This window comes from Aromatoleum toluvorans (genome assembly GCF_012910905.1).
GTDB classification, from domain to species: Bacteria; Pseudomonadota; Gammaproteobacteria; order Burkholderiales; family Rhodocyclaceae; genus Aromatoleum; species Aromatoleum toluvorans.
In genome coordinates, this window is sequence record NZ_WTVN01000012.1 from 85,243 (window position 1) to 109,313 (window position 24,071).

Annotated in this window: 22 protein-coding genes; 16 read left to right on the forward strand and 6 right to left on the reverse strand. The window is 70.2% G+C overall.

Annotated features, from left to right (window positions below; all coding sequences use genetic code 11):
- Window positions 1-37 precede the first annotated feature (37 nt).
- From GPA22_RS09970 to fabG, 10 genes are all read left to right on the forward strand, one after another.
- Window positions 38-1,333, forward strand: coding sequence for an AMP-binding protein (locus GPA22_RS09970; protein WP_343036002.1), 1,296 nt, complete (start codon window positions 38-40; stop codon window positions 1,331-1,333).
- A complete protein-coding gene (locus tag GPA22_RS22620) occupies window positions 1,330-1,629 on the forward strand; it encodes an ApeI family dehydratase (RefSeq protein ID WP_211169038.1) in 300 nt (99 codons plus the stop codon). The genes GPA22_RS09970 and GPA22_RS22620 overlap by 4 nt, the downstream gene beginning before the upstream one ends.
- Complete coding sequence (locus tag GPA22_RS09975; protein ID WP_169255918.1) at window positions 1,626-2,570, forward strand: lysophospholipid acyltransferase family protein; 945 nt, start codon at window positions 1,626-1,628, stop codon at window positions 2,568-2,570. Before GPA22_RS22620 ends, GPA22_RS09975 begins: the two co-directional genes overlap by 4 nt.
- A 20-nt stretch (window positions 2,571-2,590) precedes the next feature.
- The gene (locus GPA22_RS09980) at window positions 2,591-3,196 is read left to right on the forward strand and encodes a LolA-related protein (RefSeq protein WP_169255919.1); all 606 of its coding nucleotides are present in this window, start codon (window positions 2,591-2,593) and stop codon (window positions 3,194-3,196) included.
- Entirely contained in the window at window positions 3,193-5,556 is a 2,364-nt protein-coding gene (locus GPA22_RS09985; protein ID WP_169255920.1) for an MMPL family transporter, read from the forward strand. The genes GPA22_RS09980 and GPA22_RS09985 overlap by 4 nt, the downstream gene beginning before the upstream one ends.
- Window positions 5,526-6,326, forward strand: a complete 801-nt coding sequence (locus GPA22_RS09990) for a polysaccharide deacetylase family protein (RefSeq protein WP_169255921.1) — start codon at window positions 5,526-5,528, stop codon at window positions 6,324-6,326. Before GPA22_RS09985 ends, GPA22_RS09990 begins: the two co-directional genes overlap by 31 nt.
- Window positions 6,327-6,516: 190 nt before the next feature.
- Entirely contained in the window at window positions 6,517-7,704 is a 1,188-nt protein-coding gene (locus tag GPA22_RS09995; protein WP_169255922.1) for a beta-ketoacyl-ACP synthase, read from the forward strand.
- 8 nt (window positions 7,705-7,712) lie between these two features.
- Window positions 7,713-8,510, forward strand: a complete 798-nt coding sequence (locus tag GPA22_RS10000) for a beta-ketoacyl synthase chain length factor (RefSeq protein WP_169255923.1) — start codon at window positions 7,713-7,715, stop codon at window positions 8,508-8,510.
- Complete coding sequence (locus tag GPA22_RS10005; protein ID WP_169255924.1) at window positions 8,507-8,986, forward strand: hotdog family protein; 480 nt, start codon at window positions 8,507-8,509, stop codon at window positions 8,984-8,986. The genes GPA22_RS10000 and GPA22_RS10005 overlap by 4 nt, the downstream gene beginning before the upstream one ends.
- A complete protein-coding gene (fabG, locus tag GPA22_RS10010) occupies window positions 8,983-9,702 on the forward strand; it encodes a 3-oxoacyl-ACP reductase FabG (RefSeq protein WP_169255925.1) in 720 nt (239 codons plus the stop codon). Before GPA22_RS10005 ends, fabG begins: the two co-directional genes overlap by 4 nt.
- Here fabG and GPA22_RS10015 read toward each other — a convergent pair.
- From GPA22_RS10015 to GPA22_RS10035, 5 genes are all read right to left on the reverse strand, one after another.
- Window positions 9,683-10,501 (reverse strand): glycosyltransferase family 2 protein, encoded by an 819-nt coding sequence (locus GPA22_RS10015; RefSeq protein WP_211169039.1) that lies wholly within the window; start codon window positions 10,499-10,501, stop codon window positions 9,683-9,685. The two genes, fabG and GPA22_RS10015, sit on opposite strands and share 20 nt — an antisense overlap.
- A gap of 19 nt (window positions 10,502-10,520) precedes the next feature.
- The gene (locus tag GPA22_RS10020) at window positions 10,521-11,333 is read right to left on the reverse strand and encodes a lysophospholipid acyltransferase family protein (RefSeq protein WP_169255926.1); all 813 of its coding nucleotides are present in this window, start codon (window positions 11,331-11,333) and stop codon (window positions 10,521-10,523) included.
- Window positions 11,326-12,189, reverse strand: coding sequence for a MipA/OmpV family protein (locus GPA22_RS10025; RefSeq protein WP_246264227.1), 864 nt, complete (start codon window positions 12,187-12,189; stop codon window positions 11,326-11,328). The genes GPA22_RS10020 and GPA22_RS10025 overlap by 8 nt, the downstream gene beginning before the upstream one ends.
- Window positions 12,189-13,223, reverse strand: a complete 1,035-nt coding sequence (locus tag GPA22_RS10030; protein WP_246264237.1) for a chorismate transformation FkbO/Hyg5 family protein — start codon at window positions 13,221-13,223, stop codon at window positions 12,189-12,191. The genes GPA22_RS10025 and GPA22_RS10030 overlap by 1 nt, the downstream gene beginning before the upstream one ends.
- Before the next feature lie 343 nt (window positions 13,224-13,566).
- Window positions 13,567-14,298 (reverse strand): SDR family NAD(P)-dependent oxidoreductase, encoded by a 732-nt coding sequence (locus GPA22_RS10035; RefSeq protein ID WP_169255927.1) that lies wholly within the window; start codon window positions 14,296-14,298, stop codon window positions 13,567-13,569.
- A gap of 207 nt (window positions 14,299-14,505) precedes the next feature.
- Between GPA22_RS10035 and ovoA the strand changes: the two genes are divergently transcribed.
- The 5 genes from ovoA to GPA22_RS10060 all read left to right on the forward strand — a co-directional run bounded on the left by ovoA (window position 14,506) and on the right by GPA22_RS10060 (window position 22,586).
- Window positions 14,506-16,887 carry a 5-histidylcysteine sulfoxide synthase gene (gene ovoA / locus GPA22_RS10040; RefSeq protein ID WP_169255928.1) on the forward strand — a complete coding sequence of 794 codons (2,382 nt, stop codon included), beginning with the start codon at window positions 14,506-14,508 and terminating at the stop codon, window positions 16,885-16,887.
- Window positions 16,888-16,921: 34 nt separating this feature from the next.
- Window positions 16,922-19,627, forward strand: coding sequence for a bifunctional acetate--CoA ligase family protein/GNAT family N-acetyltransferase (locus tag GPA22_RS10045; protein ID WP_169255929.1), 2,706 nt, complete (start codon window positions 16,922-16,924; stop codon window positions 19,625-19,627).
- A 216-nt stretch (window positions 19,628-19,843) separates the two neighbouring features.
- The gene (gene lexA / locus GPA22_RS10050) at window positions 19,844-20,455 is read left to right on the forward strand and encodes a transcriptional repressor LexA (protein ID WP_169255930.1); all 612 of its coding nucleotides are present in this window, start codon (window positions 19,844-19,846) and stop codon (window positions 20,453-20,455) included.
- Between the two features lie 39 nt (window positions 20,456-20,494).
- A complete protein-coding gene (imuA, locus tag GPA22_RS10055) occupies window positions 20,495-21,217 on the forward strand; it encodes a translesion DNA synthesis-associated protein ImuA (RefSeq protein ID WP_169255931.1) in 723 nt (240 codons plus the stop codon).
- Complete coding sequence (locus GPA22_RS10060) at window positions 21,153-22,586, forward strand: Y-family DNA polymerase (RefSeq protein ID WP_169255932.1); 1,434 nt, start codon at window positions 21,153-21,155, stop codon at window positions 22,584-22,586. Before imuA ends, GPA22_RS10060 begins: the two co-directional genes overlap by 65 nt.
- A 43-nt stretch (window positions 22,587-22,629) precedes the next feature.
- Here the strand turns inward: GPA22_RS10060 and GPA22_RS22755 are convergent, their stop codons facing one another.
- Entirely contained in the window at window positions 22,630-22,785 is a 156-nt protein-coding gene (locus GPA22_RS22755; protein ID WP_246264229.1) for a hypothetical protein, read from the reverse strand.
- Here GPA22_RS22755 and GPA22_RS10065 point away from each other — a divergent pair.
- Entirely contained in the window at window positions 22,778-24,064 is a 1,287-nt protein-coding gene (locus GPA22_RS10065) for an MATE family efflux transporter (protein ID WP_246264231.1), read from the forward strand. The two genes, GPA22_RS22755 and GPA22_RS10065, sit on opposite strands and share 8 nt — an antisense overlap.
- Window positions 24,065-24,071: the final 7 nt, after the last annotated feature.

Below are 24,071 nucleotides of genomic sequence, written 5' to 3' on the forward strand. Positions count from 1 at the left end.
GGCACTGCCGCTCCTTTCGCATGAACGATCCGACGCCGTGGTCGCCTGGCGGCCCGATGGCCCGGTCACGGCGGGGCGCTTCCTCGCCGACGTGCGACGCCTCGCCTCGGATTTGCCCGCAGGCGGCCATGTCCTGAACGTGTGCGCAGACCGTTACCGCTTTGCCGTCGGGGTCGCGGCGAGCCTGGTGCGCGGCAAGATCAGCCTGCTGCCATCCACGCATACGCCGGAAACGGTCCGTCAGCTGCTGGCATTCGCACCCGACGCGTTCTGCCTGACCGACAGCGCGGCGTGCGATATCGAGCTGCCGCAGCATCGGTACCGCGAAGCCGGCGAAGCGGAGGCATCGCCCGAAGGCTTGGCGGTGCCGGCGATCGACCCCGATCAGATCGTCGCGTACGTCTTCACGTCCGGGTCGACCGGCACGCCGGTGCCGCATCGCAAGACCTGGGGTCCGCTGGTGCGCAACATCGCGGCGGAGGCCGACCGGCTCGGCGTCGTCGGCACGCCCTTCACGCTGGTCGGCACGGTGCCGCCGCAACACATGTACGGCTTCGAGTCCACCGTGCTGCTCGCGCTGCTGTCGGGCGGCGCGATCTGGTCCGGGCGGCCGTTCTATCCCGCGGACATCGCGGAAGCCCTGGACGCCGTTCCCCGTCCGCGCGTCCTGGTGTCGACGCCCTTCCACCTGCGCACGCTCCTCGCTGCCGACGTGAGCGTGCCGCCGGCCGATCTCGTCGTGTCGGCGACGGCTCCGCTGTCGGGCAACCTCGCCGTTGCGGTCGAAGCGCGCCTGCAGTGCCCGCTGGTCGAAATCTACGGTTGCACGGAGACGGGCCAGACGGCCACGCGGCGCACCGCGGAGACGGCCGAATGGCAGCTGATGCGCGGCCTGCAGCTGAGTGTCGAGGACGGGAAGACCTGGGCGCGCGGCGGCCACGTCGAGACGCCGACGGCCCTCGGGGACATCATCGAACCGACGTCGGGCGACCGCTTCCTGCTGCATGGGCGCTCGGCCGATCTCGTGAACATCGCCGGCAAGCGCAGCTCGCTGGGCTATCTGAACCACCAGCTGAATGCCATCCCGGGCGTGGTCGATGGCAGCTTCTTCGTGCCCGACGACGAGGCCGACGGCGTGACCCGCCTCACGGCCGTGGTCGTGGCGCCGGAACTGGACCGCGCGACCTTGCTGCAGGCCTTGCGCGAGCGCATCGACCCCTTGTTCCTGCCGCGCCCCCTGCTCTTCGCCGACGAGCTTCCACGCAACGCCACGGGCAAGCTTCCGCGTACCGCGCTCGACGCGCTGCGGCGAAAACTGGGCAACGCGGAATGATCCACGAGTCCACCATCACCGTTGCCGCCGATCATCCGGCGTTCGCGGGCCATTTTCCCGGACGCCCCATCCTGCCGGGCGTCGTGTTGCTCGGGCTCGCCGTCCGTGCGCTCGGCAACGTGAGCGGACATCCGCTGCCGCGCTACGAGATCGCAGCGGCGAAATTCCTGCGGCCGGTCGGCCCGGACACCGAACTGCGCATCCGGCTCGGCGAATCCGCGTCGGGCTGGCGCTTCGACATCTTCGCCGCGGACGACGTGGTCGCGACCGGAACCCTGCGGGTCGGCGCACCATGACGGATACTTCCGCCGAACGCGCCCCCCGCGGCAGCGCGGAATGGACCACGCAGACGGAACGCAGCAATTACGCGACGCTGCGCCTGATGACGTGGATCTCGCTGCGCCTCGGGCGCCCGACGGGCCGCGCCGTGCTGGGGCTGATCGCCGTCTACTTCCTGCTCTTTGCCCCGAAGGCACGCCGTGCTTCGCGCGACTGGCTCGCCCATGCGCTCGGCCGCAAGCCGTCACTGGGCGAGCTGTTCCGGCATGTCTACACCTTCGCCGCGACCATCCACGATCGCGTCTATCTCGTGAATGAGCGTTTCGACCTGTTCGACATCCGCGTGCACGGCGGCGAACTCGTCAAGGAGGCGGTGGCGCGCGGCGCAGGGGTGTTCCTGATGGGCGCGCACATGGGCAGCTTCGAGGTGATGCGGGCCATGGGGCGCCAGCAGCCCGGCATGCGCGTCGCGATGGTGATGTACGAGGACAACGCGCGCAAGATCAACGACACGCTCGCGGCGATCAATCCGGCGGCGCGGCAGGACATCATTGCGCTGGGCAAGCTGGACTCGATGCTGCAGGTGAAGGAGCGGCTCGACGACGGCTCGCTGGTCGGCATCCTTGCGGACCGTAGTCCGGGCGACGAACCTGGACAGATCGTGGAATTCTTCGGCGCGCCGGCAAGTTTTCCCGTCGGCCCGTGGCGCCTCGCCGCAATGCTGAAGCGCCCGGTGATCCTGATGGTCGGCCTGTATCGCGGCGGCAATCGCTACGACGTGCATTTCGAGCGGATCGCGGATTTTTCCGCCGCGACGCGCGAGAACCGGGCACGCCTGCAGCACGACGCTATCGAACACTACGCCGCCCGTCTTGCCTATTACGCGCGGCAGGCGCCGTTCAACTGGTTCAATTTTTTCGACTTCTGGCAAAGCGCGCGCCGCCGCGACGCCCGCTGACCGGAGGGAGTGGAGTTTCCGTGTCACGAGCCGCATACCTGCGCTGGTCAATCGCGATCCTGCTTGCACTTGGCGCCGCCCTGGGCATTGCGGGGCCGGCTGCAGCCGCCGAGGGCTGGACCATCGCGCAGCTGATGCAGGCCCTGGGCAAACAGAGCAGCGGGCAGGCGACGTTCGTGGAGCGGAAGCACCTCGCAGTCCTCGACCAACCGGTGGAGTCCTCGGGCGAGTTGCGTTTCCAGGCACCCGACCGTCTCGAGAAGATCACGCTCAAGCCGCGGCCGGAATCGCTGGTGCTGGAGGGGGACAACCTGACCGTCACGCGCGGCAAGAAGCAGTTCAGCGTCCGTCTGTCCGATTACGGCGCAGTCGCCGGCTTCATCGACAGCATCCGCGCGACCCTCGCCGGCGACCGCGCGACGCTGGAGCGCACCTATGCCTTGCATCTTGCGGGCAGTGCCGAACGCTGGACGCTGACGCTGCTGCCGCGCGATCAGCGCATGGCAGAGGTGATCGTCCGCATCAATATCGCCGGAACGCGCGGACAGTTGCGCGAGATCGAGATCATCCAGGCCGACGGCGACCGCTCGGTGATGGAGATCGTCGCGACGGGGCCGATACGGTGACGCGCCGCTTCGTGCCGGCCCTGCTCCTGTGGCTGGCCTTCGTCGGGGCCTGCATCGCCGTGGCCGCCCAGACGCGCTTCACGACCGACCTGTCCGCCTTCCTGCCCGAAGCCCCCAACGAGGAGCAGCGCGTTCTCGTCGAACAGTTGCGCGACGGCATGGTGTCGCGCCTCTTGCTGGTCGGCATCGAAGGCGGCGACGCGGGGCAGCGCGCGCAGCTTTCGCGCGGACTGGCGCAACGGCTGCGTACCGACGCAGCCTTCGGCATGGTCGCGAACGGCGAACCCGTGCACCGCGAACGCGACCAGGCGCTGCTGTTCACGCACCGCTACCTGCTGAGTCCGGCGACCGCCACCGAACGCTTCACGACGGCCGGGCTGCAGCAGGCGATCGGCGAGTCGGTCGATCTGCTCGCATCGCCGCTCGGCATGCTCACGAAGGCGCTGCTGCCGCGCGATCCGACCGGCGAGCTTATGCAGTTGCTGGAACGGCTCGACGGCGGGGCGCGCCCGGCCACGCGGGAAGGCGTATGGGCATCGCGCGACGGTCGCCGCGCACTGCTGCTCGCCCAGACACGCGCTTCGGGTTCGGACCTCGATCGCCAGCAGGCAGCAATCTCGACCTTGCGCAGCGCCTTTGCTGCGGAGGCGGCGAAGCTCCCCGCGGGAGCGGACCTGAAGCTGCTGATCTCGGGCGCTCCGGCGTTCGCGGTCGATTCGCGCGCGACCATCGAGAGCGAGGTCACGCGCCTCGCACTGGTATCGACGGCGATCATCGTCGCCCTGCTGCTCTTCATCTATCGCTCGCCGACGGCGCTCGTCCTCGGCCTGCTGCCGGTCGTGTCCGGGGCACTGGCGGGGGTTGCCGCGGTGAGCCTGGGGTTCGGCATGGTGCATGGCGTGACCCTCGGATTCGGCACGACGCTGATCGGCGAAGCCGTCGACTACGCGATCTACCTGTTCGTGCAGTCGGGCACGCGCGGCGGCCGCGATACCTTCTGGCCGACCATACGCCTGGGCGTGCTGACCTCGATCTGCGGCTTCGGCGCGCTGATGTTCTCCGGCTTTCCCGGACTCGCGCAGCTGGGGCTGTATTCGATCGCCGGACTGGTGGCTGCCGCGCTGACGACGCGCTTTATCCTCCCGCAGCTGCTGCCCGCCGGGTTCGCGATCCGCGACGTCACGCCCCTCGGCGTGCGGCTTCGCGGGCTGGCCGCCGCTGTGAGAAAACTGCGCTGGCCTTTGATCGCACTGGCCTGTGCCGCGGGCGGCGTGGTGTATGCGCAGCGGGACCGCCTCTGGAATCACGAGCTGGCAGCGCTGAGTCCGGTGCCGCCGGCGGCCCAGGCGCTCGACCTCGCCTTGCGCACCGATGTCGGTGCGCCCGACGTGCGCTACATGGTCGTCGTGCGCGCGGCCGACGCGGAAGCGGCGCTGCAAGCCGCCGAGGCGGCTTCCGACCGACTGCAGCCGCTCGTCGAGTCCGGGGCGATCGGTGGCTTCGAGAGCCCGTCGCTCTACCTGCCTTCCCGCGCGCGGCAGCTGGAACGGAAGGCGGCGCTGCCCGATGCGGCCGAACTTCGCGCCCGCCTGCCGGAAGCCACGCATGGGCTTCCTCTCCCGGCCACGCGGCTCGAACCCTTCGTCGACGACGTGGCCGCGGCGCGCGAGCGCGCCCCCCTGACACGCGCCGACCTCGACGGCACGAGCTTCGCCATCGCCGTCGATTCGCTGCTGATGCGCCAGGGCGAACGCTGGACGGCGCTGCTGCCGCTGCGCGCACCGACGACGGGAGCGCATCCGAGCGAGATCGACACCGCCGCCGTGCGCCACGCGCTCGAAGGCGCACCCGGATCCGACGCCCTGTTCATCGACATGAAGGGCGAATCCGACCGCCTGTACGCCGGCTATTTCAGGGAGGCGCTCCAGCTCTCGCTCGCCGGCGTGCTGGGCATCGTCGCCCTGCTCGGGGCAACCCTGCGCTCGGCACGGCGCGTCATCCGCGTGCTGCTGCCGCTCGCGGCATCCGTGCTGGTCGTGGTCGCCGGGCTGCTGCTGGCCGGCGTCGCGCTGACGATCCTGCACCTCGTGGGGCTGCTGCTGATCGTCGCCGTCGGCTCCAACTATGCACTGTTCTTCGACGGCAAGGGCGACGGCGACGGCCCCCCACCCGGCACGCTCGCCTCCATGCTGTTCGCCAACCTCACGACGGTCGCCGGCTTCGGCGTCCTCGCCTTCTCGTCGGTTCCGGTGCTGCAGGCGATCGGCGGTACCGTCGGCCCCGGCGCCCTCCTCGCACTGCTGTTCGCAGCAACCCTCGCACGCCCCTCATGCCCCGCCGCTGGCGCCCCGGAGCGCTGATCCATCTCTCCGCCGCGCTTCACGCGGCCGCGGCGGCCGGGGTCGCGCTGCGCCCCGACGCATGGCCGTGGGCGGCCGGTGCCCTCGTCGCCAACCACGGCCTGCTGACAGCCGCCGGACTCCTGCCGCGCTGTGGCCTGCTCGGCACCAACTGGACGCGACTCCCCGACGCCGCCGCCGCACGCGGCGAGCTTGCGCTGACGATAGACGACGGCCCCGACCCCGAAATCACGCCCCGCGTGCTGGACCTGCTGGACGCCCACGGCGCGCGCGCGACCTTCTTCGTGATCGGCCGGCAGGTACGGCGCCACCCGGCGGTGGCCCGCGAAATCGTCGCGCGCGGGCATGCCGTCGAGAATCACAGCGAGCACCACCTCAAGACCTTCTCGCTGCGCGGGCCGCGCTGGCTCGCACGCGAGATCGCCACCGCGCAGGAGACGATCGAACAGACCTGCGGCCGCAAGCCGCGCTTCTTCCGCGCACCGGCCGGACTGCGCAACCCCTTCCTCGAACCCGTCCTCGCGCAACTGGACCTGCAACTTGCTTCATGGACGCGGCGGGCCTACGACACGCGTAACGGCGATGCGGAATCCGTCGTCCGCCGGCTCTCGGACGGCCTCGCTGCGGGCGACATCCTCTTGCTGCACGACGGCAACGCGGCGCGGACTACGTCGGGCCGGGCGGTGATCCTCGACGCCCTCCCACGCCTTCTCGAGCGCTGCGCCGGCGCCAGCCTCACCCCCGTCACCCTTGCCGCTGCGCTGGCATGACTACCCCTTCCGTGCGTACCTTTGCCTCGCACGCGGCGAGTAGCTGCTGCCCCGCCGAAGAGCGCGTCGCCAATGCCGTCTTCGCTTCTGGGCCCTCCGGACCCGGCCGTGCCTCCTTGCGCCCGACGGGGTCCGGATGCGCCCGGCCTTTTGCTAAAATGCCGTTTTTTTCATTAGCTTCCGAGGCGCCGTGCATCCGCTGTTGATCTCCTCCTACACCGCGACGACCTGCCTCGGGCGCGGCCGGGAGCCGCTGCGCGAAGCCCTGCTCGCGGGCGCATCCGGCCTCAAGCCGTGTGATTTCGAAACCGTCGTCCTGCCCACCTGGATCGGCGAGGTCGCTGGCACAGACGAAGAGAAGCTGCCGGCTGCGCTCGCCCGTTTCGACTGCCGCAACAACCGCCTCGCCCAGCTCGGCCTCGTCCAGGACGGCTTTGCCGATGCCGTTCGCGCCGCTGCGGCCCGTTACGGCAACGACCGCATCGGCGTGTTCCTCGGCACCAGCACCTCCGGCATCCTCGAGACCGAACTCGCCTATCGGCGACGCGACCCGCAGACCGGCGCCTTGCCGCAGGATTTCGACTACGCGGGCTCGCACAACACGTTTTCCGTCGGCGCCTTCGTGCAGGCCTGGTTCGGGCTGAAGGGACCCGCCGTCGTCGTGTCCTCGGCCTGCTCGTCGAGCGCGAAGGTCTTCGCCGCTGCCGCACGCATGATGGCGGCCGGACTCATCGATGCGGCACTCGTCGGCGGCGTCGATTCGCTGTGCCTGACGACCCTGTACGGTTTCAATTCGCTCGAGCTCACGTCCTCGCACGCCTGCCGGCCCTTCGACCGCGCGCGCGACGGCATCTCGATCGGCGAGGCCGCCGCCTTCGCGCTGCTCGAACGCACGCCGGACGCATTGCCGCCCGACGCGATCCTGCTGCTGGGCAGCGGCGAATCGAGCGACGCCTACCACATGTCCTCGCCGCATCCCGAGGGGCGCGGCGCGCGCCATGCGATGGCCGCCGCGCTCGCGAGCGCCGGACTCGCGCCGCAGGATATCGACTACATCAACCTGCACGGCACCGCGACGCCGAGCAATGACGCGGCCGAAGGCCGGGCCGTGACGGACCTGTTCGGCAACGCGGCGCCCTGCAGCTCGACCAAGGGTGCGACCGGGCACACGCTCGGAGCCGCCGGCGGCGTCGAGGCCGTGATCGCCGCGCTGGCGATCCGCGACGGCATCCTTCCCGCCGGCGCCGGGACAAACGATCCCGAGCCGGGACTCGACTACGTGCTCGCGACGCGCCGGCGCAGCGTGCGGCGCGTGCTCAGCAATTCCTTCGGGTTCGGCGGCACGAACTGCAGCCTGATCCTCGGCCGTGCAGCATGAATCCGACGATGGCTACCCCGCCTTCCGCCTCGATCCGCAGCATCGGCGTGCTCGGTCCCGGACTCGCCGACTGGCCCGCCTGCGCCGCGATCCTCTCCGGCGAGACCGCCTGGGCCCCGGCGAAGACCGTCCTCGCCGCGCCGGACCTCCTCCCGCCCGCCGAGCGCCGGCGCGCCGTGCGCGTCGTCAAACTCGCCCTGACCGTCGGCCTCGAAGCCACGCGCGCCGCCGGCGTCGATCCTGCCGAACTCGCGACGGTGTTCTCGTCATCCGGCGGCGACGGCGTCAACTGCCATCAGATCTGCGAGACGCTCGCCTCCGACGACCGGCAGATCTCCCCGACACGCTTTCACAACTCCGTACATAACGCTGCCGCCGGCTACTGGAGCATCGCGACCGGCGCGACCGCGTCCGCGGCGGTCCTGTGCGCCTACGACGGCAGTTTCGCGGCGGGGCTCCTCGAAGCGATCACCCAGGTCGCGGTCGATCGCGCGCCGTGCCTGCTGATCGCCTACGACGCCGACTACCCCGAACCCCTGCGCGCGAAACGCCCGGTCCCGGACGCCTTCGGCGTTGCGCTGCTGCTGACACCGGAGACCGACGGGCGAGCGATCGGCCGGATTTCCGCCCAACTCACGGATGGGTCCGCGGACTCGCTCGCCGACCCGGCGCTCGACGAACTGCGCCGCGCGATCCCGGCCGCCCGCAGCCTGCCCTTGCTGGCCGCGATCGCCCGGGACCGTAGCGGCCGCGTCGTGCTCGACTATCTAGACCACGCCCGCCTCGCAGTGGATTTCTGCGCATGAGCCAGCCAAGCGCAGCGCTCGACCGCGCCGCCATCGCACTGCGCATTCCGCATCAGGGGAGCATGTGCCTGCTCGCGGGCGTGGACGAATGGGATGCCGACACGATCCGCTGCCACGCGACGAGCCATCGCGACGCCGGCAACCCCTTGCGCGAGGCCTGGGGCCTGCCGGCGACGAGCGCCATCGAGTACGCGGCGCAGGCCATGGCGATGCACGGCGCCTTGCTCGCGCCTTCCGGACAAGCGCCGCGCGCGGGCTACCTCGCCAGCGTGCGCGGTGTCGAGATCGGCGTCGAGCGCCTCGACACGCTCGCCGCCGACCTCGACATCCGTGCCGAACGCATCACCGGCAACGACAACCAGATCCTCTATGCCTTCACCGTCGCGGCCGCCGGCCGCATGCTCGTCTCCGGGCGTGCCGCGGTGATCCTCGACGCGGGCGTCCTCGCCGGCGACCCCAACGGGAGTCGATCTTGAAGCACGCCCTCGTCACCGGCGGCAGCGGCGGCATCGGCGCGGCGATCTGCCGTCGCCTCGCCCGCGACGGTCATCACGTCTTCATCCACGCCAACCGGCAGGCCGACAAGGCCGAGGCACTGGCGCGCGAAATCCGTGCCGCGGGCGGCAGCGCGCAGGCGGTCACGTTCGACGTCACCGACGCGGCCGCAACCGCCGCCGCGCTCGAAGCGATCACGGCCGACGCTCCGCTGCAGATCCTCGTGAACAACGCCGGCATCCACGACGACGCGGTCTTCCCGGGCATGCGCCCCGACCAGTGGCAGCGCGTCATCGACGTGTCGCTGAACGGTTTCTTCAACGTCACCCAGCCGCTGACGATGCCGATGATCCGCACGCGCTGGGGGCGCATCATCACGGTCTCCTCCGTCGCGGCCATCACCGGCAACCGCGGCCAGACCAATTACGCGGCCGCGAAGGGCGCGCTGCACTCGGCCAGCAAATCGCTCGCGCAGGAGCTGGCCAGCCGCGGCATCACGGTGAATGTGGTCGCCCCCGGCATCATCGACACGGCGATGAGCGAACAGGCCTTCGACGCGGACGCGATCGCCCGCATCGTGCCGATGAAACGTGCCGGCAAGCCCGAGGAAGTCGCCGACCTGATCGGCTTCCTGGCGTCCGCCGAGGCGGCCTACATCACCGGGCAGGTGATCTCGATCAACGGCGGGATGATCTGACGCGGCGCGCGACGAGCATCGGCAGGCGCACGAGAAAACCGAAGAACAGACGCGTGTGCATCCACGTCAGCAGCAGGTTGTCGCGCGCGTAGTTGAAATGCGACACCCCGCCCTCGTCGGCGCCGAAATACTTCACCGGCGCCGGGCGATTGACCGGGGGCACCCCCAGCCAGGCCATGCGCACGACTGCCTCGGGGTCGAAGTCGAAGCGACGCATCCAGCGCTGGCCATGCATCACCTTGGCGAGCGGGTCGATCGGATACACGCGGAAGCCGAACAGCGAATCGCCGATCCCCATCCACAGCGTCTCGAGGTTCGCCCACCAGTTCGACACCTTGCGTCCGCGCACACGCAGCGCCGGCGCGCTGGCGTCGAACACCGGCATGCCCAGCACCATCGCCTCGGGCCTGGTAGCCGACGCCGCCATGAAATCGGGAATCAGCTCCGCGGGGTGCTGGCCGTCCGAGTCCATCGTCAGCACATGCGTGAACCCCTGCTTCGCCGCGAGTCCGATGCCGTGCAGCACCGCTGCGCCCTTGCCCGAGTTCCGCGGCAGCACGATCACGCGCAGGCCCGGATCCTCTTCTGCCATGCGGCGCAGTCCGTCGGTCGTGCCATCCGTGCTGCCATCCACGACGACCCATACCGGCATCCACTGGTGGCGCGCGGCGCGCACGGTCTCGAACACCTTGGGTCCCGGGTTGTAGCTCGGAATCAGCACCAGATGCGTGGACGTCGGGGCGGCCACCGGACTCGGCAGCGGCGCGGATTTCGGCAGGGTGACCTGATGGAACGTCATGGCTGCAACCGGAACAGGTTCAGATCGTGGACGACGACATTTTGCCACCGTCGCCGCGCGGCGGTCGCGGTAGAACCGCACCCGCGAGTTCGGCAACGAAATAGCGCTCGAGTTCGGCCATGAACGGTTGCACGCTGACCGGCGGGTCGAAGCGGCGCCCCAGCCGGACGCGGTAGGTCACCGGCATCTCGGGTTTGCGGAAGAGCGGCCAGCCCTTGCACAGATAGGGCGACTCCGTCTCGATGAAGATCGTCTGCACCGGCACCTTCGCCCGCCGCGCAATCAGTCCGACGCTGCTCAGCAGCGGATTGAGCGGCATGCGCGTCGTGCGGGTGCCCTCCGGGAACACCAGCAGGAAGCTGCCGGCCGACAGGTCGCTCGTCGCGCTGCCCACCATGCGCAGCGGCGAGTCGTTGCGGATGTAGCGAGCGAGACGTGCGCCGGCGCCGAGAAAGATGTTGTCCATCAGCCCCGCCTTCATGATGCACGCGACGTCCGGCAGGCGGGAGATCACCATCACCGCGTCGAGCAGGCTCGGGTGATTCGGTGCGAGGATCAGCGGCCCCTGCCCGCGCAGCTTGTCCAGCGCCGACAGGTCGAAGCGGCAGGCGCCGATCAGGGTCAGGAAGCGGATGTAGCTGTTGAAGCCCTGGTTGATGATGAAGCGGCCGATCCGGCGTCCGGCGCGCGCCGGCAGGAGCGGGTGCAGCACCATCGCGAACGGCGTCCACAGGAGGCAGATCGCGCCGAGGTAGCCCAGCCCGAGATACAGCAGCACGTACTCGCGCAGCCGGCGCACCAGGCCGGGCCTCGTCCTGCTGCGCTCACTCATCGGCCTCGACCCGTCGCGAAGACTCGCCCAGCACCCAGGTCACCGCCAGGCCCGCGGCGACGTAATCCTTGCGCTTCACGAGGGGACTGTCCTCGAACACTGCTCCCCGGAGGCTGTCGTAGCGCACGAAGCCCCCGACCCACCAGCCCGGAAACCGCTTCCACAGCGCGGCAAGCACCTGTGTCCCGCCGTAGCCGCCGCGCGCATCGAAGGCCGGGCGGAGCGGCGTCGCCTCGTTCGCTTCCACGGCATAGAAATACCGGTTCTGCCGCCGGTCGCCATAGACGGGCCCGGCCACGACACCCAGCGTCCAGCCCGCCATCCCGGCCGGATCACGCCAGTCCAGGTTGAGTTGCGGGGAGAATTGCCAGCCCGTCGATTCCGGGCTGCCTTCCACCGTGAAACCGACACGCAAGGGCAGCCGCGTGCGCAGACGCAGGCGCTCGTCGTCCGACCGCCACAGGCGCACATCGAGCGACGGCCCGATCTCCACCGTCGGTTTCAGGTCCGGCATGCCTTCGCGCGCCTTCACCCGATCGCTGCTCACGGGCGGCGAGGCCCCCAGGCTCAGGCTCGCTTCGACACGGTCGCTATCGAAGAAGGTGCCGCGAACCCCTTGCCGGTCGGCCTTCAGGAATTCGCCCCGGTACACGACATAGGGCACGGGCAGCACGAACAGGCGGTTTTCGTCCGAACCGCGATAGGCGGGGAACTGCAGCACGGTGAGGCCTGCACCCAGTTCCCACAGGGGCTTCTCCGCAGCCATTGCGCCGCCCGCGTTCAGCGCAGCGAGCGCCAGCAGGAGCACTGCCGGCCCCGGCATTCCACGCACCGCCACCGCATCAGCCATCCCCATCAAGCCTCCTCCACTGCATGCCCGCCCGAGGCCTCTATCTCGACCAGCAGATCGGCGCGGCACACGTCGGCTTGCACGAATACCACCGGCGCCTCACTGCCGACGTGCTCGCGAACGCCCGCCCGCACGGCGCCCAGGTCGGCAGGATGGCGCACGTACACCTTGTAGGAAAGATCCCGCAGCCCGAACCGGGTCCCATCGGGCGCAACCCGTCCCGCCTCGGCGAGCACCGCCGCGATGTTGCGGAAGGATTCCTCGGTCTGCGCCACCACGTCCGCCGGATGCAGCGTCCTGTGCCCGACGATGCTCGCCGTTCCCGACACGAAGAGCACCGGCGGCGCCTCGGAGAGGGCCAGACTCGCACGGGCGAACGTCGGACTGCGCGGCCCGTACTGCTGCGGGTAATGATACGCGCAGACCTGGCGCGGATTCTCGATGGCAACGGGCGCCTCGCGCAATGCCAGGAAATACAGGGTGAAGGGTCCGCCCGCCGTCCCCAGCGCGCATGCCGCGGGAACGTGCCCGGTCGTGCTGCGGCCGCCGGCGCGGAAGGCTTCCTGGCGCCCGGCGTTGAACTGCCGGTAACGCTCGCTGCCGTCGGCCTCGTCATTGATCCCGGGAAAGTAGTTCCAGGCACGGAAGAGCGCCCGATAGCCCTTCTCGTCGAGCAGACCGAACACTTCCCGATAGGCGGCCTCCGTCGCATGCTGCAATCGCGAGGCTCCCCCGACCGGCACGGCGCCCTCCCCGATCTCGAGGGCGCCGAACAGCATCGTGTCGCTGCACCGGTAGCGGACCCGCCCGCGCAAGCCCGTCTCCAGCGGCCCGCGCGTGCGCCAGATCTCGCACATGGACTGCGGCCCTTCAAGGACGGGGGTGGCAATGCGGGCGGTCGGGATCGCAGGCGGTACGAGCCCTGCGTCCCCGTCGCCGAGGATCGCGATGCCGAGCACGTCGTCCCACCACTGTTCCGGGTACGCCCGGAGCGAAGCCGCCGGCATGAATGCCAGCGACAAACCGCGAACCACTTCCATCAGCACACCACGCCTTCCTGCCCCGGGCGGACACGCCCGGGAACGATATTTTTTTCGGGAGACCCGTGCCGGACGCGGGAAACCCCGCAAGCCGGGACGGGACCGCGACCGGGAAAACGGGTTTCGCTGTACGGCAGGAAAGGAGATTCCGGGACCGTCCGAAACCTCGATGCACCACATGTTTTTCATTACAAAACATGTAGTTACAAATACACAGCGCATACAAGGGGCGAATCTTCACACACCGTCCGGCAAGTTGCAAGGAGCAGCGGAACGATGGGTGCGACGTGCCCGGTGCCGCGCGCGGGCGTCGCGAATTTCGCGATGGTGCCCGCCCGGCCGATCAGAAGCGTTCCACCCACGGACGCAGGTCCAGCTCCTGTGTCCAGGCGCTGCGCGGTTGCCGGTACAACTGGAAGTAGGCCTCGGCGATCGCGTCCGGATCGAGCAGGGAATCCCCGTCCGCGGCGTCCGTATGCTCGACCACGCTGCTCGGCCTGATGCGGCCGTCGATGATCACGTGCGCGACATGGATGCCCTTGGGTTGGAGCTCGCGCGCCATGCTCTGGGCGAGCGCCCGCAGGCCGAACTTGCCCACGGCGAGGTTGTGGAAGCCCGCGCTCCCGCGCAGGCTCGCGGTCGCGCCGGTGAACAGGATGGTGCCCCCGGCACCGCCCTGCCCGATGCGCTCGAGCATGGCCCGCGCCGCCTCGCGCCCTACGAGGAAGCCGCCCAAGCAGCCGACCCGCCAGCAGCGCTCGAATTCTTCCGCGCTCGTCTCCACGATGCCGCGCGCGAGAAACGCGCCCGCGTTATACACGACGACGTCGGGACAGCCGTAGTCGCCGCGGATCGCCCGGAACAGCGCCGCAACGTCCGCCTCGCGGCTCGCATCGCAGGAATAGGCATGCGCACCGCGGCCGATGCCCGCGCATTCCACGCTCAGGTTCTCCAGCCGATCGACGTTGCGCGCGGCGAGCGCGACGTTCATTTCGGCTGCGCCGAAACGGCGAGCGAGCGAGCGCCCCAGCCCCGGCCCCGCGCCGACGATCAGTGCAAGTTTCCGCTGTTCCATGACTGCCTCCTCTGCCGCTCGCGTACCGTGCGATGGCACGGCCGCCGGTGAGTTCAGCTTAGATCACGTCCACCGCGCGCGCCTTGCCCGCCGACGCGGCGCGGTGCGCGAGGGCGTTGGCGCGCAGCCGCGTCCGGGGTTATCCTCGTCCGATGAGGCCTCCCGCGCCTCCACACGATGGCGAATGCGTAGCGAGGAAGATCCGCGATGACTGGCGACGTGATGGAAGAGAGCTGGCGACAGAACCTCGACGGTCGATTCGGCGAGCGCCTGCGGGTGCCGCGGGGTCCGGACTGGTGGACGGCGCTGCCGCCCGAGCGCTGCCCCGGCTGGACTGCGGACGGCATGCTGACGTCGCTGCCCTTGCCGAACCTCGCAAGCTGCACCCGTGCCGAGGTGCGCGCGTATTTCGACAATGGCTGGACGCTCACCGAACTGCTCTTCTCCGCGCTTGTCGGCGAGGAGGCGTTCTACCGCCCGCCCTACCATCACCTGCGCCATCCGATGGTGTTCTACTACTGCCATCCGCCGGCGCTGTACGTGAACAAGCTGCGCGTCGCGGGACTGATCGCCGAGCCGCTCAACCCGTACTTCGAGCGCATCTTCGAGACCGGCGTCGACGAGATGCGCTGGGACGACATGTCCAAGAACGCGATGCGCTGGCCCGCCTTCGATGAGGCGCAGGACTATCGCAAGGCGGTGTATGCGCTGGTCTGCCGGGTCATCGACGAACATCCCGGCTTGGCCGACGGCCATCCGCCGATCACGCAGCAGGACCCGCTGTGGGCGCTGTTCATGGGTTTCGAGCACGAACGCATCCACCTCGAGACCTCGTCCGTCTTGATCCACGAGCTGCCGCTGCGACTCGTGCGCAGGCCCGCGGGCTGGGCGCCGCTGCATCCGTCGGCGACGCGGCCCTCGGCATTCCCGCCGGTCGCCGGGCGCGACTACCCGGAACTGGAACTGCTGCCGGTCGGCGCCGCGAGCCTGCGCCTCGGCAAACCGGCCGACTGGCCTTCCTACGGCTGGGACAATGAATACGGCAGCCGCCGCGTCGACACCCAGCCGTTCCGCGCGGGCCGCTGCCTGGTCACGAACGGCCAGTTCTGGGAGTTCGTCGCGGCCGGGGGCTATCGCGAGCAGCGCTGGTGGTCGGACACGGGCTGGGCGTGGCGCACCTATCGCAACCTCAAGTGGCCGACCTTCTGGGTGCCCGACGGCCCCGCGGGGTCGCACCAGTTCCGCCTGCGCACGCTGTTCGAAGTCATCGACATGCCCTGGGACTGGCCGGCGGAGGTGAACTGGCACGAGGCCAGCGCCTACTGCGCGTGGCTGAGCGCGCGCGACGGGGTACCCTGCCGCCTGCCGAGCGAGGCCGAACACAACGCACTGCGCGACCCCGTCGGCGCCGCTGCGGACGATCCCGTCATGGCCGCCGACGGCGCGACCCTGCTGCGCGAACGCGGCCTCAACCTCAACCTCGGCTGCGGCTCCTCGACGCCCGTCGCCAACGGACAGCCGACGGCGCACGGTTTCCACGACGTCTTCGGCAACGTCTGGCAGTGGCTGGGCGACCAGTTCAACCCGCTGCCGGGCGCGCAGGTGCATCCGTATTACGACGACTTCAGCAGCCCGTGCTACGACGGCGAGCACCAGATGATCCTCGGCGGATCGTGGGTCTCGACCGGCGACGAGGCGAGCGTGTGGTCGCGCTTCCATTTCCGCCCGCACTTCTTCCAGCACGCCGGCTTCCGGGTCGTGCAGGCGGCGCACGACGGCGGCGCCGTGACGCTCGACGCCACCGGCGCGCGCGGCAAGGTGTACGAAAGCGCCGAGGTCACCAACGAGTACCTGCTGCTGCACTACGGCAGCGCCGAGGAGCAGATGCCCTGGGCGTCCGGGCCGCGCGACGCATGCCAGTTCCCGCAGCGTTCCGCGCGCTGGCTGATCGACGGCGCGCGCGAGCTCGGCGTGACGACCGGCCGGGCACTCGACGTCGGATGTGCGGTGGGCGGCGCCTGCTTCGAACTCGCGCGCACGTATGGCGAGGTGCTGGGCGTCGACCTGAGCCGCGCCTTCATCGACGCCGCCACGGCCCTGCAGCGCGACGGCGCGCTGGACTACGCTTGCCGCGACGAAGGCGACCTCGGCCACCCGCTGCGGGCGCACGTCGACCCTGCGATCGATCGCACCCGGGTCAGCTTCCGCCAGGCCGATGCCTGCTCGCTGCCGGCGGAGCTCATGGATTACGACGCCATCCTGCTCGCAAACCTGCTGTGCCGCCTCCCCAGCCCGAAGTCGCTGCTCGGACGGCTCGGCGGGCCCTGCGGGCTGGTGCGCGTCGGCGGGGTCGTCGCGATCCTCTCGCCCTACACCTGGATGGAGCAGTTCACCCCCCGCGGCGCCTGGTTGGGCGGCTACCTGGACAGCGAGCGCCCGGTGCGCAGCGGCGACGCGCTGAAATCGCTGCTGACCGCGGACGGCTTCGAATTGCGCCGCGAAACCGAACTTCCGCTCGTGATCCGCGAGCATGCACGCAAGTACCAGTACATCGTCACGCACGCCATGCTGTGGCAGCGCGTACGCTGACGCCTTCCCTGAAAACCGACTCCCGTCCCCCATCATGAGCTTCCGATACCTGCAGAGCCTGTTCAATCCGCAATCCATCGCCGTCATCGGCGCGAGTGCCCGCCCGCGCCGCATCGGCAGCGTCGTGATGCGGAACCTCCTCGCGGGGGGCTTCGGCGGCGTGATCATGCCGGTCAACCCCAAGCGCGACGCGGTCGCAGGCGTGCTGGCCTACCCGAACGTGGACGCCCTGCCGCGCACGCCGGATCTCGCAATCATCTGCACCCCCCCGTCCGCGATCCCCGGCATCCTCGAGCAGCTCGGCAAGCGCGGCACGCGCGCCGCCATCATCATGGCGAGCCAGCTCGCGACCACCCTGGGAACCGACGGCCGGCCGCTCGACGTCACGCTCCTCGAGATCGCCCGCCGCCACGACATCCGCATTCTCGGCGGCAGCACGCTCGGCGTCATGGTGCCCCAGGCCGGCCTCAACGCGACCTTCTCCCAGGTCGGCGGGCTGTCGGGCAACATCGGCTTCGTGTCGCAGTCGGACGCGGTGGGCACGATGGTGCTCGACTGGGCATTGCCGAAGAAGGTCGGCTTCTCGCATTTCGTGTCGCTCGGCGACGCGCTCGACATCGGCTTCGGCGAAGTCCTCGACTTCCTCGGCAGCGACCCCGGCACGCGCGCGATCCTGATGTACATCGAATCCATCCGCGAGCGCCGCAGCTTCATGGCTGCCGCACGCGCCGCGGCGCGCAACAAACCGGTCGTCGCGATCAAGGCCGGACGCGCCCAGCGCGTCGGGCACGACGTCGGCGACCCCCTGTTCCTCGACAGCCCGGGCCTCATCGGCAGCGACGACGTGGCCGATGCCGTGCTGCGCCGCGCCGGCATCCTGCGCGTCGACCACCTCAACGAACTGTTCGGCGCCGTCGAGACCGTCGTGCGCTCGCGGCCGATCCACGGCGACCGCCTCGTCGTCATCAGCAACGGCGGCGGCGCCGGCATCATGGCGGAAGACAGCCTGCACCTCGGCGGCTACGCGCTGCCGGACCTCCATCCGAACACGCTCACCCGCCTGCGCCGCCTGCTGCCGCCGGAATGGAATGGCCGCAACCCGATCGCGATCCGCGTCGACGCGCCGCCCAAGCGCTACGAGGACGTGTTGAAGATCCTGTGCGAAGAACAGGACGGCGACGCGATCCTGCTGATCCACACGCCGAACGCGCTCACGCCGAGTGTGGAGATCGCCGAAACGGTGATCAGGACGATCCGCAGCGTCGGCGGCAACCTGCTCACCTGCTGGATCGGCGACGAGACCGCGGCGGCCGAGCGCAAGCTCTTCGTCGATGCCGGCATCGCCACCTTCGACACGCCGGAAAACGCCACGCGTGCCTTCCTGCACATGGTCAACCATCGGCACACACGCGAAGTGCTGATGCAAGCGCCCCCGTCCACTTCGGTCAACTTCCGGCCCGACGTGGACGGCGCGCGCGCCGTGGTGCGCCGGGCGCTGGCGGAAGGCCGCACCCACCTGACCGAACCCGAGGCGAAGCACATCCTCGCCGCGTACGAGATCCCCATCGTCCCGACCCACCTCGCGGCAACGCCGCAGGACGTGTCCGCGATCGCGACGGAGCTCGGAACGCCCGTCTCGGTCACCGTCATGTCGCGCGACATCCGCCGCAAGTGGGAAGTCGGCGGCGTGGCCCTGGACCTCGAAACGCCCGAAGCCGCCGAATCGGCCGCCAAGGCCATGCTCGCGCGCGTCGCCACGCTGCGCCCCGAGATCGCGATTTCCGGGTTCGCCGTGCAAGCCATGGAAACGCGGGCGCATGCGCGGCAGCTGATCGTCGGAGTCGTCACGGACCCGCTGTTCGGGCCCATGATCGTGTTCGGCGAAGGCGGCCGCGGACTGGAGGTGTACCGCAACCTCGCGATCGGCCTACCGCCCCTCAACCTGCCGCTCGCGCACGACCTCATCAACCGCAGCCGCGCCGCGGGCCTCCTGAACGCGTACCACAACCACCCGGCGGCCGATCGCGAAGCCGTGGCGCTGATGCTGACGCGTATCTCGCAGCTGGTCGTGGACCTGCCGGAAATCGAGGAACTCGCCATCAACCCGATGTTCGTCGACGACCAGGGAGTCCTCGCCGTCGACGCGCACATCCAGGTTTCCGCCGCGCCGCCGAATCCCCAGCGCCTGTCGATCCGCCCCTATCCCGAAGCGCTCGCCGAAACGGCCAGGTTGCGCGACGGCCGCAGTGCCGTGCTGCGCCCCATCCGGCCCGAGGACGAAGCGACGCATTACGAATTCCTGTCCCGCGTCACGCCCGAGGACATCCTCTTCCGCTTCTTCCATTACATCGGCACGCTGCCGCGCTCCGAGATGGCGCGCCTGACGCAGATCGACTACGACCGCGAGATGGCCTTCATCGCGAGCGGCAAGGACAGCTCCGGCCGCCCGGAGACACTGGGCGTGGTGCGCGCCGTCGCCGATCCCGACAACCACACGGCCGAATTCTCGATCCTCGTGCGCTCCGACATGAAGGGGCTGGGGATTGGCTCGACCCTGCTGAAGAAGGTCATCCGCTACGCGCGGGAACGCGGCCTGCAGGTGCTGGCGGGCGAAGTCATGGCGGAGAACGAGCCGATGCTCAAGCTGCTCAGACACTTCGGCTTCACCATCAAGGGTTCCGAGGAACCCGGGATCCTCGCGGTGCGGCTGCCGCTGCAGGAGCCTTCGGTCAAGGCCTGAGGCGCGAGTCCGGCCACCCGGACCCGCACGGGCGGCCCGCTCCCGGCAGGGCGCCGATTCGGGCAGATGTGGCGCCCGAAACGATTCCGGAAATTTCGTTCCCGGCTCGGGCTGGTCCATGCCGGCAAGTGGCGCTATTATATAAATATTCAGTACTCGCACCCCCGACCGAACCGACAGGATGCTCCTTTTCAAATTTGCAGCCCGGATATCCCCATGAGCAGCAGCGACCATAACCTGACCGCCCGACAAGGCGAAATCCTCGAATTCATCCGCCAGACGGTCGAATCCGAGGGGCGTCCGCCCACGCGGGCCGAAGTGTGCAGCGCGTTCGGCTTCCGCTCGCCGAACGCGGCCGAAAGCCACCTGCGCGCGCTCGCCGCCAAGGGTGCGATCCTGCTCGAGGAAGGCCGGGCGCGCGGCATCCGCCTCGCCGAGGCGCTGGGCCTGCCGCTGATCGGGCGGGTCGCCGCCGGCAGTCCGATCCTTGCGGTCGAACACATCGAAGCGCGCCACCAGATCGATCCGGCGCTGTTCTCGCCGCGCGCCGACTACCTTCTGCGCGTGCGCGGCCTGAGCATGCGCGACGCAGGCATCCTCGACGGCGACCTGCTCGCCGTGCACCGCAGCCCCGAGGCGCGCTCCGGCCAGATCGTGGTCGCCCGGGTGGAAGACGAGGTCACCGTGAAGACTTTCTCCCGCAAAGGCCCCATCGTCAGCCTGCTGCCGGCCAACCCCGACTTCGAGCCCATCGTCGTCGACACCCGCAACACCCCCCTGACGATCGAGGGGATCGCCGTCGGCCTGGTGCGCAACGGTTCGCTGTGAAGCCCGTCCCCGTGCCCTCCCGGTTCCGCCTTCCTCCCGATGTCCGCCCTCGCCCAAGCCACCCTCGCTGCCCTGCCGCCTGGCCTCGTCTGGCAGGCCGATCGGCTTGCACAGCCAGCCGAAGCAGGCATCGCAACCGGTTTTGCGGCGCTCGACGCCCAGCTGCCGGGAGGCGGCTGGCCGCGTAACGCGCTGATCGAGCTGCTGTCCGACAGCCCCGGCATCGGCGAGATCGGGCTGCTGCTGCCCGTCCTGCGCACGCTGCCGGCCGAACGCTGGATCGTCTGGATCACCCCGCCCCATCTTCCCTATGCCCCGGCCCTCGCCGCGGCAGGCGTGCCGCTGGAACGCCTGCTGCTGCTCGAAGCGGCCAGTCACGCCGAAACCCTGTGGGCAACCCGCCAGGCGCTGATCTCGGGCGGCAGCAGCGCCGTGCTCGCCTGGCTCGCGCGCGCGGACACCGCCGCCTTGCGGCGCCTGCAGCTCGCGGCCGAATCCTCTGCGACGCCGCTGTTCCTGTTCCGCCCCGCGTCCGCCGCACGCCAGCCGTCCCCCGCGAGCCTGCGCCTGCGGCTCTCCGCGCGCGACGACGGACTCGTGCTCGATATCCTCAAGCGACGCGGCCCCGGCCTCGCCGCACCGCTGCGCCTGCCGCTTCCGCAACGTCCCGGTCCGCGCCGGGCCCCGGTCTTCAACGATGCTCTGGTTCGCCCTGATCCTGTCCGACCTGCCGCTGCAGGTATTCACGCGCGGCGTGGATGAGCCGGGCGAACTCGCGGTCGTCGAGCATGCGCCCGGCGCGCGCGTGGTCGCGGCCACGCCCACGGCACTCGCGCGCGGCGTGGAGGCCGGCCAGGGGGTTGCCGGCGCGCTCGCCGTCGCCCCGTCGCTGCACTTGCGCGAACGCGATCCCGCACTCGAAGCGGCGACACTGGAGGAGTTCGCCGCCTGGGCCGCGCAATTCACCCCCTGCGTCAGCATCGACCCGCCCGACACGCTGGTGCTGGAAACGAGCGCCAGCCTGCGCCTCTTCGGCGGCGTCACGGGGCTGGTGCGGCGCATCCGGGCCGGACTCGTGCCGCTCGGCCTGAACGCCGCGATCGCCGCCGCCCCGACCCCGCTTGCCGCCCGCTGGCTCGCCCGCACGCACCCGGGCCGGCAGATCCGGGGCACTGCCGGGTGGCGGTGCCAGCTCGACGAATTTCCCGTGGAACTCCTCGGCGACGGCGCCGAGGTGGCGCGCGCCACGCTCGACCTGCTGTACGGCATCGGAGCCCGCCGTATCGGCGATGTCGCCCGCCTGCCGCGCGACGGACTGGCGCGGCGCCAGGCCGGCGTCGTGCTCGACACGCTGGCGCGCGCACGGGGCGAGCGTCCCGACCCGCGCCGCTGGTTCATCCCGCCGGAACGCTTCGAAGCGCGCCTCGCCCTGCCGGCGAGCATCCTGCACACCGAGCCGCTGCTGTTCGCCGCCGGACGGCTGTTCTCCGGGCTGTCCGCCTGGCTCGCCGCCCGCCACGCCGCACTCGACCGCTGCTGCCTGTGCCTGGAACACGAGGACCGCCCCGACACCGTGCTCGAGATCGTCACCGGAACGCCCGGACGCGACGACGGGCGGCTGCTGATGCTCGCCCGCGAACATCTGGCCGCGCTGGCGCTGCCGGCCCCGGTGGAGGCCTTGCGCCTGTCGGCCGACAACCCGGTCAGCACGCCCGGCCGCACGCCGGACCTGTTCGGCGATCCGGACAGCGCGCGCGACTCGGCCGCGCTGCTGCTCGACCGCCTGCGCGCCAGGCTGGGACGCGACGCGGTGCGCACCGTGCACCCCGTTTCCGAACACCGCCCGGAACGCGCCTGGCGACTGGCAGAACCCGGCCGCCTCGTCCCCCGCGATGTCCCGCCAGCCGCCGGACCGCGCCCCCTGTGGCTGATGCGCGAACCGCGCGCGCTCGACTCGATCCGCGCGCTGACGCTGCTGAACGGCCCGGAGCGCATCGAGTCCGGATGGTGGGACGGCACCGACGTGCGCCGCGACTACTACGTCGCCCGCGCACCCGATGCCGCGCTGTGGTGGGTGTTCGAGCTGCAGGACCCGCCGGGCGGCTGGTACGTGCATGGCTATTTTGGCTAGACTCCGCAGTTTCCGCGCCCGGACGTCGTGTCCGGCCCCGACCTCACCCGCAGCCCAAAGGCCCCTTTCGCTTGAGCGCCTCCCCCTCGTCGTCCATCTCGCCGTCCTCCTCGTCGTCCGCCTCGCCATCCACCATCGTCCGCCAACTGCTGCACCACGCATGGCCGATACTCGTTGCGCAGATCCTGTCGATGAGCATGCTGATCGCCGACACCATCATCGTCGGGCGCTACGGCACGGTGGACCTCGCGGCAGTCGCGGTCGGCAGCGGCGTCTACATCTCCATCGTGATGCTCGTCGTGGGCGTGCTGCAGGCCGTCGCCCCGACCGTCGCGCACCATTTCGGCGCCGGCCGCACGGAGCGGATCGGGCCGACGTTGCAGCAGGGGTTCTGGCTGGCCCTGATGCTGGCCGTCCCGGGCATCGTGCTGATGGTCTTCCCCGGCTTCCTCCTCGAACTGAGCAGCGTTCCGCCCGACGTCGACGCCAAGACCCGCGAATACCTCCTCGCGACCGCTGCCGGCCTGCCCGCCGTGCTGCTGTACCGCACCTTCTACGCGTTCAACAACGCCGTCGGCAAGCCGCGCGTGCTGATGGCGATCAGCTTCGTCGTCACGGCAACGCATGTCCCGCTCGCCTGGGCGCTGGTGCATGGCCACCTGTGGCTGCCGCCGCTGGGCGTGCTCGGCTGCGGCATTTCGACGGCCATCGTGAACTGGCTGGCTTTCGCCTGCGGCACCGTCCACCTCGCGCGCAATCCCGGCTACCGGCCCTATCACCTGTTCGCGCACTGGCGCGGGCCGCAACCCGCGGAGATCCTCTCGCTCCTGCGGCTGGGCGTGCCAATGGGCCTGTCGACCTTCATCGAGGTGTCGTCCTTCACCCTGATCGCGCTGTTCGCGGCACGACTGGGCGCCGAGGCCGTGGCCGGCCACCGCGTCGTCGCGAACCTCGCCGCGCTGATCTACATGCTGCCGCTGGCGATGTCGATCGCCGTGCTCGTGCTCGTCGGCCAGGCTGCCGGCGCGCGCGACTGGGCACGCGCGCGCATGACGGTCCGCGTCGGCATGATCGTCACGGGCGGCCTCGCATCGCTCATCGGCCTCGCCATGTGGCTCGCGCGCAAACCGGTCATCGCGCTGTTCTCGGAAGACGAAGCGGTCCGTGCGGTCGGCCTCGCGCTGCTGCTCTACATCTGCATCTACCAGCTGTTCGACTCGGTGCAGACGGTCGCCGCGCACGCCCTGCGCGGCTACAAGGTGACGTTCGTGCCGATGCTGATGCACGCCGTGTGCTTCTGGGGCGTCGGCCTCGCCGGCGGCTACTGGGCGAGCTTCCACGCGCCGTGGCGGACGGCGGGCCCGCATGTCGCGGGCTTCTGGGAAGCTGGCGTGATGTCCACCGTGGTCGCTGCCGTGCTGTTCGGCTGGCTGCTGCGCGCGGTGATGCGCCGGCAGGACTTGCCTGCCGCGCCCTGACCCGCCC

Excerpts from the sequence above, each read along its gene's own strand:
- lexA (WP_169255930.1), top strand. The coding sequence starts at position 19,844 with ATGAGCAGCAGCGACCATAACCTGACCGCCCGACAAGGCGAAATCCTC.
- GPA22_RS10015 (WP_211169039.1), bottom strand. The coding sequence starts at position 10,501 with ATGACGTTCCATCAGGTCACCCTGCCGAAATCCGCGCCGCTGCCGAGT.
- GPA22_RS10060 (WP_169255932.1), top strand. The coding sequence starts at position 21,153 with ATGCTCTGGTTCGCCCTGATCCTGTCCGACCTGCCGCTGCAGGTATTC.
- GPA22_RS10065 (WP_246264231.1), top strand. The coding sequence starts at position 22,778 with ATGAGCATGCTGATCGCCGACACCATCATCGTCGGGCGCTACGGCACG.
- GPA22_RS10000 (WP_169255923.1), top strand. The coding sequence starts at position 7,713 with ATGGCTACCCCGCCTTCCGCCTCGATCCGCAGCATCGGCGTGCTCGGT.
- GPA22_RS22755 (WP_246264229.1), bottom strand. The coding sequence starts at position 22,785 with ATGCTCATCGACAGGATCTGCGCAACGAGTATCGGCCATGCGTGGTGC.
- GPA22_RS10025 (WP_246264227.1), bottom strand. The coding sequence starts at position 12,189 with ATGGGGATGGCTGATGCGGTGGCGGTGCGTGGAATGCCGGGGCCGGCA.
- GPA22_RS10005 (WP_169255924.1), top strand. The coding sequence starts at position 8,507 with ATGAGCCAGCCAAGCGCAGCGCTCGACCGCGCCGCCATCGCACTGCGC.
- ovoA (WP_169255928.1), top strand. The coding sequence starts at position 14,506 with ATGACTGGCGACGTGATGGAAGAGAGCTGGCGACAGAACCTCGACGGT.
- GPA22_RS10030 (WP_246264237.1), bottom strand. The coding sequence starts at position 13,223 with ATGGAAGTGGTTCGCGGTTTGTCGCTGGCATTCATGCCGGCGGCTTCG.
- GPA22_RS22620 (WP_211169038.1), top strand. The coding sequence starts at position 1,330 with ATGATCCACGAGTCCACCATCACCGTTGCCGCCGATCATCCGGCGTTC.
- GPA22_RS10020 (WP_169255926.1), bottom strand. The coding sequence starts at position 11,333 with ATGAGTGAGCGCAGCAGGACGAGGCCCGGCCTGGTGCGCCGGCTGCGC.
- GPA22_RS09975 (WP_169255918.1), top strand. The coding sequence starts at position 1,626 with ATGACGGATACTTCCGCCGAACGCGCCCCCCGCGGCAGCGCGGAATGG.
- imuA (WP_169255931.1), top strand. The coding sequence starts at position 20,495 with ATGTCCGCCCTCGCCCAAGCCACCCTCGCTGCCCTGCCGCCTGGCCTC.
- GPA22_RS10045 (WP_169255929.1), top strand. The coding sequence starts at position 16,922 with ATGAGCTTCCGATACCTGCAGAGCCTGTTCAATCCGCAATCCATCGCC.
- GPA22_RS09990 (WP_169255921.1), top strand. The coding sequence starts at position 5,526 with ATGCCCCGCCGCTGGCGCCCCGGAGCGCTGATCCATCTCTCCGCCGCG.
- GPA22_RS10035 (WP_169255927.1), bottom strand. The coding sequence starts at position 14,298 with ATGGAACAGCGGAAACTTGCACTGATCGTCGGCGCGGGGCCGGGGCTG.